Below are 10,125 nucleotides of genomic sequence, written 5' to 3'. Positions count from 1 at the left end.
CCGGTCGGCCCGCTCGGCCGCGCGGCGGCCGGCGAGGGTGAGGGCGAGCACGGGGGCGGCGCGCTCCATCAGCAGGACGACGTCGGCCGGCGGGTCCGCGTCGGCCACGGCGAGGGCCCCGAGCAGGTCGCCGGCGGCGACCACCCGGCGCACCGTGCCGGGGTGGCCGTCGACCTGCGCGGGCTCCACCCACTCCAGCGGCGTCGGCGACATGGCCCGCACCCGCTCCAGCAGCGAGTCGAGGTCGCCGCCCTCGAGCACCGCGGCCGTCAGCTCGGCGTCGAGGCGCAGCGTGCGCTGCAGCGCCGCCTCCGACCCGGCGAGCTGCTCGCGCGAGCGGGCGTTGTCGATGGCGACGGCCGCGTGCGCCGCGAGGCCCTGCAGGAGCCGCACCTCGTCGTCGTCGAACACCCGCTCCTGCCGCTTGGCCGCCAGCAGGGCGCCGAGCACCCGCCCGCGCACGGCCAGCGGGACGCCGAGCAGCCCGCGCAGCCCCTCGGCCGCGGCCGCCCGGTCGGCGGTGTCCTCGTGCACGATCGCGGTCTCGGACCGGTAGTCGCGGGTCCACATCGCCTCGCCGCCCTCGACCACGCGCCCGATCAGGCCGCCGCCCGTGGGCAGCCGGATGCCCACCAGCCGCGGGCTGCGGGCGCCGTCGGCCACCACGATCCGGAAGGCGTCGTCCTCGACCAGCGCGAGGTAGGTGAGGTCGACGCCGAGCAGCCGCCGGGCCTGCGCGACGACCTCCTCCAGCAGCCCCTGCGGGTCGCGCACGACGGCGAGCCGCTCGGCCACCTCGTTCAGGGCGGCCAGCTCGAGCGCCCGCTGCCGGCGCTCGGCGAGCAGCGCCGCCACCTCGAGGGCGGCACGGGCCTGCGCGTCGGCGCGCTCGGGCGCGGTGCCGGCGGCGACGAGTGCGCGCCGGTGCGCCTCGAGCTCCTCGACCGGCGCCTGCGCCGCGAGCAGCCCGACCCAGTCGGCTGCGAGGTCCATGTGGACGATCCTCCCACCCGATCGGGCCGACGGTGGAGGTCCGGTCCGTTGTCGGCGCGGTGCCCCGGGTCGGAGGCTGGTGCGACCCCCCGAGCGGCAGCGCCGCCAGCTCACGCCAGGAGAACGACATGACCAGCACGATCCCGTCGCTCGCGAAGACCGACGCCACGTCCGCCGCACCGGTGCCGCCGGTGCCCCCGGTCGACCCGACCCCCGTCGCGGAGGCCAGGCCGTCGGGCCTGCGCCGGCTGTCGTTCGGGCTGCTCATGGTCTACGTGGCCATCCTGGCCATCAACTCCGGCGGGCTCGGCATCCTGATCCCCGACCTGGTCGCCCGCCTCGACGAGGCGAACAAGGTCGGCAACCTGGCGATCGTCTCGACCGTCGCCTTCCTCGCGACCGTGTTCGCCCAGCCGATCGCCGGTGCGCTGTCGGACTCGACCCGCTCGCGCTTCGGGCGCCGCACCCCGTGGATGGTCGGCGGCGGTCTCGTCGCAGCCGGGTTCCTCGTCGGCCTGCCCATGGCGGGCTCGGTCGTCACCGTCGCGATCGTGTGGATGGCCGTCCAGCTCGGCGTGAACGCCCTGCAGGCCGCGGCCACCGCGCTCGTCCCCGACCGCTTCCCGCCGGCCCGCCGCGGCGGGGTGTCCGGCATGGTCGGGCTCGGCATCACCATCGGCAACGCGGTCGGCGCGGTCGTCGCGGGCTCGCTCGCCGCCCAGGGTGCGCTGCCCTACGTCGTGCTCGCCGTCCTGATGGTCGTGGTCGTCGGCGCCTTCGTCGTCGTCAACCGCGACACCTCGAGCCTCGCGGTCGAGGACGAGGTGCGGGAGCCGTTCTCGCTCAAGGGGTTCGTCAAGGGCTTCTGGGTGAACCCGCGTCGTCACCCCGACTTCGCGTGGGCCTTCGGCTCCCGCTTCCTGATGGTGATCGGCTTCTACGGCGCCCAGACCTACGGCCTGTACATCTTGCGCGACTACGTGGGCCTGTCCGACACCGAGTCGACCGCCGTGGCCGCCCAGGTCGGCGTCGTGCTGCTGGTCGGCGTCCTGCTCTCCGCGCTGGGCAGCGGCTTCCTGTCGGACAAGGTCGGCCGCCGCAAGCCCTTCATCGTGTGGTCGTCGGTCGTCATGTCGATCGCCCTGGCTGTGCCGCTGTTCGTCCCGACCGTCACCGGCGTGCTGGTCTACAGCTTCCTGCTCGGCCTGGGCTTCGGCACCTACATCTCCATCGACCTCGCCCTGATGACCGAGGTGCTGCCGGCGAAGCTCGCCTCGCAGCAGAGCACCGCGGGCCGCGACCTCGCGATCCTCGGCCTGGCCACCACGCTCCCGCAGGCGATGAGCCCGTCGATCGCGGCCGGTCTGGTCTCGCTCACCGGCGGCTACCCGGTGCTGTTCGTCTCCGGCATCGTCTTCGTGATGGTGGGCGCGATCGCCGTCCTGCCGATCAAGTCCGTCCGGTGACCGCCACCGACGAGCGTCTCGACGCCCTCGGGCGGGAGGTCCGCGACGACGCCCTGCGCGCCGCCCTCGTCGACCTGCTGCCCGCCGGCACGGTCGTCACCTCGCCGGACTCGCGCGAGCGGTACCGCCACGACGAGGCCGAGTGGGCGCCGTCCGCGCTCCCGGTCGCCGTGGTCCGGCCGACGACCGCCGAGCAGGTCCGCGACGTGGTGCGGCTGTGCCTCGAGCACCGCGCGCCCGTCGTGGCCCGCGGGGCCGGCACCGGCCTGTCGGGCGGCGCCAACGCGGTCGAGGGCGGCGTGGTCGTCAGCCTCGAGCGGATGGACGCCGTGCTCGAGGTCGACACCCTCGAGCGGTACGCCGTCGTGCAGCCCGGGGTGGTGAACGACCACCTGCGCGCCGCCGTCGCCGAGGTCGGCCTCTGGTACCCGCCCGACCCGGCCAGCTCGCCGTGGTCGACCATCGGCGGCAACGTGGCCACCAACGCCGGTGGCGTGTGCTGCGTGAAGTACGGCGTCACCCGCGACTACGTGCTGGAGCTCCAGGTCGTCACGGGCACAGGCGATCTCGTGCGCGTCGGACGGCGCACGGCGAAGGGCGTGGCCGGCTACGACCTCGTCGGCCTGCTCGTCGGGTCGGAGGGCACGCTCGGCATCGTCACCGAGGTCACCGTGCGGCTCCGCCCGGCCCGGCCCGTCGAGCACACCGTCGTCGGGTACTTCGACTCCCTCGTCGCGGCCGGCGAGGCGGTGGCGGCCGCCGCGGCCGCGGGCGTCGTGCCGTCCGCGCTCGAGCTGCTCGACCGGCACTGCCTCGCGGCGGTCGACGAGTGGAAGCAGATGGGGCTGTCGGCCGACGCCGACGCGATCCTGCTCGCGCGCGTCGACGCCCCCGGGTCGGCCGGGGAGGCCGAGGCGGACGCCGTGCTGGCCGCGTTCGAGGCCGCCGGTGCCACCTGGGCGGCCCGCTCCGCCGACCAGGAGGAGGCCGACGCGCTGTTCAGCGCCCGCCGCCTCGCCTACCCCGCGCTCGAGCGGCTCGGCCCGGTGCTCACCGAGGACGTCTGCGTCCCGCTGGGTGCGGTGCCCGCGATGCTCGAGCGGATCGAGGTGATCGGACGCCGGCACGACGTCCTGGTGGCGAACATCGCCCACGCCGGCGACGGCAACCTCCACCCGCTGCTCGTCACCCCGCCCGGGGACGAGGCCGCGCGGCTGCGCGCGCAGGACGCGTTCGCCGAGATCATCACGGCCGCGCTGGAGCTCGGCGGCACCGTCACCGGCGAGCACGGCGTGGGCCTGCTGAAGCGCGAGGGGCTCGAGGCCGAGCTCGACCCGGCGGTGGCCGAGCTGCACCGCGCGCTGCGGCGCGCGCTCGACCCGCACGGCATCCTCAACCCCGGCAAGGTCGTCCCGGCCTGACGATCCGGTCGGACGACCCCCCGTGCCCCGGCGCGGCCCCCACCACCTGGCGGGGCCGCGCCGGTCCTGTCCTGCAGGCGGTGGCCGCGCTCAGGACGTCGGGTCGGGCACGGCCAGGCGGGGGAGCAGCCCCGGCAGCAGCGTCTGGTCGAGCGGCCCGAGGTCCGGGAAGAAGTCCCAGTCGGTGCCCCCGAACCCGTCGGTGAGGACGCCGCCCGGCCCGCCCGGGACCCGCCGGCAGGCCCGCAGCAGCGACGAGACCAGTGGGTTCGGTGCGGCCTCGCTGTCCGCGCCGGTGAGCACGACCTGCACGCCGAGGTCGACGCCCTCGTCGACCACCTGGCGCAGCAGCGCCAGCGCGCGGTCGTCGAACCCGGTGGGCAGGTCGTGCACGAGCAGCAGGTGGCGCTCCCACCCGGCGGCCTCCAGCGCGTCGGCGTCCCTGGCCTGCAACGCCATCCGCACCAGGTCGAGGCGCCGCGACAGGTCGCCCAGCGCCGCCGTCACGCCCGCCGGGTCGCTGACGAGCGTGCCGACGCCGTGCAGCGGCGCCGGGTTGGTGGCGCCGACGTCGAGGTGCAGCACCCGCAGCGCACCCGGTGGGTGGCCGGCCAGCACGCGCACGGCGACCGCCCGCATCACCTGCGCGGCCGCCGCCGGACCGCCGGTGGAGGTGTCGACCCAGACCGGCAGGTGCAGCGGCAGCCCGACGAGCATCGGTACCTGCAGGGTGGGAGCGTCGTCGACGCCGAGCGTGCCGATGCGCACGGCGACGGCCGGTTCGCGGGCCGGCTGCCACGACGTCCAGGCCGGGGCGTCCCAGCGCGCCATCGGCGCGGGCAGCGAGGCCTCGAACCCGGCGAGCTCGGTCGCGAGGTGGGCGACGTCGCGCTCGTGGCGCCGCTGCGCCTCGGCGACCATCGCGTCGTGCTCGGACTGCGCCCGCGCCCGCGCGGCGTCGCCCTGCGGGCCGACCCGGGTGGCGGGGTCGGCGACCAGCCCCTCCAGCCGGCGCTCGAGCCGGTCGTGCGCGTACGAGAGCGTCGAGCGCAACGAGGCGGTCGAGCGGGAGGCGTCCTCCAGGACGCCCGCCGCCTGCCGGACCAGCCGCTCCTGCGGGGAGGTGCCGGGCGGCGGCGGAGGCGGGGGAGGGGTCGCGCCCGACGGCGGGCGGGGCAGGTCGGGCGCGGCCGGGTCGGCCAGCAGCGCGGCCAGCAGCGGTGCGGCCGGTGCGCCCTCGACCGCCACCCCGTGCGCGGTGAGCGCCTGGCCGAGCCCGCCGTCGTAGCCCTGCCCGACCGCGCGCACCTTCCAGCCGTCGCCGCGCCGGTAGACCTCGACCACGACGAGCGCGCGCTCGGTCGTCAGGCCGGACGGGACGAACGCCGCCACCTGGGTGCCGGACCCGTCGAGCAGCCGGACGACCGGCGCGGGCTGCGCCCCGAGGGCGGGCGTGCCGGGGTCGGTGCTGACCACGACCGCGACGGTGGCGACCTCGGCGTCGGCGCCGGCGAGGTCGACCCGCACCTGCTGGGGCGGGCCCGCGACCCACCGCACGGCCCCCGTGCCCGGCTGGTTGTAGAAGGCCAGGTCGTCGGTGCCGCGGACGCGGCCCTGCGGCGTGAGCAGCAGCGCCGAGACGTCACCGGCGTGCTGCACCTCGACCACGACGACGCGGTCCGGCCACGGCAGGTTCTGCCCGTTCACCAGCTGGACGACCACGGCCGGCTCCCCCCGTCCGGCTCAGGAGGTCTTGAGGAACCGGGGCAGCTGCTGGATCGCCTCGGTGGGCACCCGCGCCTGGATCGGCTCGCCGATGGCCTGCAGCTTCCAGGCCGGGCCCTCGCGGTAGACCTTCGCCATCACCATGCCGGTGTAGGCCATGCCGCCGGCGAGGGTGTAGCGGGCGAGCTCGGCCCCGGTGGTGTGGTCGACGAGGCGGCAGAACGCGTTCTGCACCTGCTCGAAGGTCTGGCCCTCGTAGGAGGTGACGATGAAGAACAGCGTGCTGACGTGCACCGGGACGCGGGTCAGGTCGACCATCACGACCTCGTCGTCGCCGTCGCCCTCACCCGTGCGGTTGTCGCCGGTGTGCTGGACCGAGCCGTCCTTGGTGCGCAGCTGGTTGTAGAACGCGACGTCGACGGGCTGGCCGTCGGCGAACAGCACGCACGAGGCGTCCAGGTCGACCTCGACCTCGCGGGAGCCGAAGAACCCGCCCTTCTTGATCGGGTCCCAGCCCAGGCCCATCCGGATCATCGTGAGGGCGACGCCCTCGTCCTTGGTGAGCGTGACCTTCTGGCCCTTGCTCAGGCTGACCGGGCGGTTCTTCGACAGGCTCACCTCGCCGGACGGCGCGCCCTGCTGCTGGGGCTGCTGGCCCTGCTGCTGCGGCGGGCCGCCGTAGGCGGGCGGCGCCTGCGGGGGCTGCTGGCCGTGGCCCTGCGGGGGCTGGCCGTACGAGGGGGCGGGCTGGGGCTGGCCGTAGGTCGGCGCCTGCTGCGGCTGCCCGTACGACGGGGCCTGCTGCGGCTGCGGCTGGCCGTACGACGGCGCCTGCTGCGGCTGGGGCTGGCCGTACGACGGCGCCTGCTGGGGCTGGGGCTGCCCGTAGGACGGCGCGGGCTGCGACGGCTGACCGTACGTGGGGGCCGGCTGCTGGGGCTGGGGCTGGCCGTAGGACGGGGCGGGCTGCGACGGCTGACCGTACGTGGGGGCCGGCTGCTGGGGCTGGGGCTGGCCGTAGGACGGGGCGGGCTGCGACGGCTGCCCGTACGAGGGGGCCGGCTGCTGCTGGACGGGCTGGGGGGCCGGCTGCTGAGGGGCCGGCTGCTGGGGCGCGGCCGGCGTCGAGGGGGCGTCGTCGACGCTGACGCCGTGGTCCTTGATCAGGTCGGCGAGGCCGCCGGCGTAGCCCTGGCCCACGGCCCGGACCTTCCAGGCACCCTGGCGCCGGTACAGCTCGAGCGCGACGACGATGCTCTCCGACGACAGGCCGGTCATCGTGAACTCGGCCTGCTGGGCGCCGGCCTGGTCGGCGACCCGGGCGACCGGCTGGCCCACCCGTCCGAACTGGTTGCTCGCGTCGTCGAGGGAGGTGACCAGGCGCACGGCGTGCACGTCGGCCGGCACCTGGTCGAGGTCGACCTCGACCTTCCAGCCCTGGCCGCCGGCCGGTGGCACGCACCGCACCCCGGGACCGGTGGGCTGGTTGTAGAAGACGAAGTCGGCGTCGCTGCGGACCTTGCCGCTCTCGGTGACCAGCAGCGCCGACAGGTCGGCCGGCGCCCCCACGTCGACCGTGAGCACGAGCCGCTGTGCCTGCAGCGGCGCGTTGCCGCCCTTGCTGAGCTGGGTCACTGGGTTCCCTCCCCGTCGGATCAGTCCGGGAGAACGGTACCTGCGCGGGCCCCGGCGCAAGGGAGGATGGGTCAGGTGACCACCGCCCGCCGCGTCCCCGTGACGACGGACATGTCCGGTGACGAGCTCGACGCCGAGGACGCCTGGCGCACCGTCCGCCACCACGGGGTGCTGCGGGTGCTGCGGGAGTCGTTCCTGCGGTTCCGGTTCGGCGACGGGTTCAGCAGCAGCCGAGCGCTCGCGCTGCAGATGGCGTTGGGCCTGGTGCCGTTCCTCGCGGCGCTCACCGGGCTGGCCGGCGACCTCGACTCCGGCGAGGCCGCCGAGGTGGTGGTGCGCACCGTCGCCGAGGTGACGCCCGGCCAGCAGGCCGACCAGGTGATGGCCGAGCTCGTCGACGGCGACCTCGACGAGGACGTCGGCGAGGTCGCGCTCACCATCGGCCTGCTCGCGGCGTTCGCGGCGATGGTGGCCGCCACGGCGCAGATCGAACGGGGCACCAACCGGCTGTACGGCATCCGCCGCGACCGGCCCGCCCTGCACAAGTACGGGCGCGCGGTGGTGCTGACGCTGGTGCTGATGGCGCCCGTGGGCGTCGGCTTCGTGCTGCTCGTCGGCGGTGGCGCCCTCGGTGACGCGCTCACCGACGTCTACGGCTGGTCGGACGGGCAGCACCTCGCCTGGGACCTCGCCCGCTGGCCCGTGGGCGTCGCCACCACGACGTTCACGATCGCGGTGCTGCTCGACCACGTGCCGCGCCGTCGCCAGCCCGCGCTGTCGTGGCTCGCCCTAGGGGCGCTGGTCGCCGTCGTCCTGACGATGGGCTCGACCGCGCTGCTCGCGGCGTACGTGCGGCTCAGCAGCTCGTTCGACGCCGTGTACGGCCCGCTCGCCGGCATCTTCGCGCTGCTGCTGTGGTGCTACCTGTCGGCGGCCTCGCTGTTCGGCGGCACCGCGCTCGCCGCGCAGATGGAGGCGCTGCGGGCGGGCATGGAGTCGCCGGTCACCGACGACCCCGAGGCCGCCGCCCCCGGCGAGGTCAGCGTCCCCGGTCCAGGTCGATGAGGCCGGCGCGGTAGGCCGCGGTGACCGCCGCCGTGCGGTCGGCGACGCCGAGCTTGTCGAACGCGCGCAGCAGGTGGGTCTTCACGGTCGCCTCGCCGATGTGCAGCGCCCGACCGACCTCGGCGTTCGACAGGCCGCGGGCCACCTGCTGCAGCACCTGCACCTCCCGCCCGGTGAGCTGCGGGCCGGCCGGTCCGCGCAGCCGCGCCGTGAGGGCCGCGACCACCGGTGGGGCGAACACGGTCTCGCCGCGCGCCGCCCGGCGGACGGCGTCGGCCAGCACGTCGCGCGGGGCGTCCTTGAGCAGGTAGCCGGTGGCGCCCGCCTCGACCGCGCGGACGATGTCGGCGTCGGTGTCGTAGGTGGTGAGCACCAGCACCGCGGGTGGTTCCGGCCGGGCGCGCAGCACCGCGGTGGCGGTCGCGCCGTCGGTGCCGGGCATCCGCAGGTCCATCAGCACGACGTCGGGCCGCAACCGGTCGGCCTGGGCGACGGCCTCGTCGCCGTCGCCCGCCTCGCCCACGACGTCGAAGTCGTCGTGCTCGGCGAGCATCGCGACGAGCCCCGTGCGCACCACCGGGTGGTCGTCGACGACGAGCAGCCGGAGCCGCGTCACCGGGGCACCTCCACCCGCAGCACGGTGCCCGCGCCCGGCGCGCTGGTCACCTCGAGCCGCCCGCCGACCTCACCCGCGCGGGCCGTCGCGCCGTCCAACCCGTAGCCCGGACGTCGCGCGTCGGCGTCGAAACCCGTTCCGTCGTCGGCAACCTCGAGCGAGACCGCCTCCGCGAGGTACGACAGCCGCAGGTCGACCCGCGACGCCCCCGCGTGCCGACGCGCGTTGGCGAGGCCCTCCTGCGCGGTGCGCAGCAGCACGACCTCGCACGCCGCGGGCAGCGGCGCGGGGTCGCCGTCGACCTCGAGCCCGGCCGGGAGGCCGGTGCCCTCGGTGACGGCGTCGACGAGGCGCTGCAGCGCCTGGGCGAGCGAGCGCGACTGCAGGTGCCCCGGCGTGGTCTCGGCGACGATCAACCGCGCCTCGGTGAGGTTGTCGGCGGCGGTGCGCTCGATCAGGTGCAGCCGCTCGCGGACGACGTCGAGGTCGCCGCGCTCGAGCGCCGACTCGGTGGCCCGGGCCAGCGTGAGCACCGAGGTGAACCCCTGCGCGAGGGTGTCGTGGATCTCGCGGGACATCCGCTCCCGCTCGGCCGAGACCCCCTGCGCCCGTTCGGCTGCGGCGAGATCGGCCTGGGCCAGCCGGAGCTCGCGCAGGGCCTGCGAGCGCGACTCGGCCTCGGTGACCAGGCGGTCGACGAACAGCCCCATCGCGAGCGAGAGCGCCAGCATGATGAGCGAGGCGACGAACAGCCCGCCGAGGCCCTCGTCGGTGGTGCTGACCTGCCACACCCGCAGGCCGGTGAACACGGCGATGCCGGCGACGACGACCACGACCGCCGTGCGGCGCGGCACCATCGCCCAGGTCTGCGGGAACACGGCGAAGGTGAGCAGCCAGGCCTCGCCCTCGGCGTCGAGCCCCACGAGCAGCAGGAACAGCGCCCAGACGACGAGCACGTAGACCAGGCCGGCCGTGCCCTGCCGCGCCAGACCCCGCACGCCCCAGACGACGTAGGCGACCGCCATGGCGACGAGGCAGGCCAGCTGCGGCGCGCGGGTGGTGCTCGGCTCGAGCAGCACGACCACCACGGCGACCACCAGGAGCGCAGCGAACAGCGCGTGCCAGACCACCTGCTGGCGGCGCCACATCTCCTCGAGGGCGTGGTCCTGCCCGGCGGCGGGCGCGGCGACGTCGGTGGTCACGC

At 75.8% G+C, this 10,125-nt stretch carries 8 protein-coding genes; 3 read left to right on the top strand and 5 right to left on the bottom strand.

Going from position 1 to position 10,125, the window contains the following annotated elements; translation table 11 throughout:
* A partial coding sequence (locus ACYVKY_RS01725) for a GAF domain-containing protein (RefSeq protein WP_460433261.1) occupies positions 1-993 on the bottom strand: 993 nt, incomplete at its 3' end.
* A gap of 128 nt (positions 994-1,121) precedes the next feature.
* Between ACYVKY_RS01725 and ACYVKY_RS01720 the strand changes: the two genes are divergently transcribed.
* The gene (locus ACYVKY_RS01720; RefSeq protein WP_460433260.1) at positions 1,122-2,459 is read left to right on the top strand and encodes an MFS transporter; all 1,338 of its coding nucleotides are present in this window, start codon (positions 1,122-1,124) and stop codon (positions 2,457-2,459) included.
* A gap of 53 nt (positions 2,460-2,512) precedes the next feature.
* On the top strand, positions 2,513-3,880 hold the full coding sequence (locus ACYVKY_RS01715; protein ID WP_460433263.1) for an FAD-binding oxidoreductase: 1,368 nt from the start codon (positions 2,513-2,515) through the stop codon (positions 3,878-3,880).
* 90 nt (positions 3,881-3,970) lie between these two features.
* Here ACYVKY_RS01715 and ACYVKY_RS01710 read toward each other — a convergent pair whose 3' ends face one another.
* A complete protein-coding gene (locus ACYVKY_RS01710) occupies positions 3,971-5,602 on the bottom strand; it encodes a TerD family protein (RefSeq protein WP_460433259.1) in 1,632 nt (543 codons plus the stop codon).
* Positions 5,603-5,623: 21 nt separating this feature from the next.
* The gene (locus ACYVKY_RS01705; protein ID WP_460433258.1) at positions 5,624-7,240 is read right to left on the bottom strand and encodes a TerD family protein; all 1,617 of its coding nucleotides are present in this window, start codon (positions 7,238-7,240) and stop codon (positions 5,624-5,626) included.
* A gap of 66 nt (positions 7,241-7,306) precedes the next feature.
* Here ACYVKY_RS01705 and ACYVKY_RS01700 point away from each other — a divergent pair, with 66 nt between their 5' ends.
* Entirely contained in the window at positions 7,307-8,305 is a 999-nt protein-coding gene (locus tag ACYVKY_RS01700) for a YihY/virulence factor BrkB family protein (protein WP_460433257.1), read from the top strand.
* On the opposite strand, the gene ACYVKY_RS01695 is transcribed toward ACYVKY_RS01700, so the two are convergent.
* Together ACYVKY_RS01695 and ACYVKY_RS01690 are read right to left on the bottom strand one after the other, a co-directional pair.
* The gene (locus tag ACYVKY_RS01695) at positions 8,280-8,858 is read right to left on the bottom strand and encodes a response regulator (protein WP_460433262.1); all 579 of its coding nucleotides are present in this window, start codon (positions 8,856-8,858) and stop codon (positions 8,280-8,282) included. The genes ACYVKY_RS01700 and ACYVKY_RS01695 overlap by 26 nt on opposite strands.
* A gap of 59 nt (positions 8,859-8,917) precedes the next feature.
* On the bottom strand, positions 8,918-10,123 hold the full coding sequence (locus ACYVKY_RS01690; protein WP_460433256.1) for a sensor histidine kinase: 1,206 nt from the start codon (positions 10,121-10,123) through the stop codon (positions 8,918-8,920).
* Positions 10,124-10,125 lie beyond the last annotated feature (2 nt).

It is taken from the genome of Angustibacter speluncae, assembly GCF_054777815.1.
The sequence above is the reverse complement of the archived record's forward strand: the minus strand, read 5'-3'. Positions and strand labels throughout refer to the sequence as shown.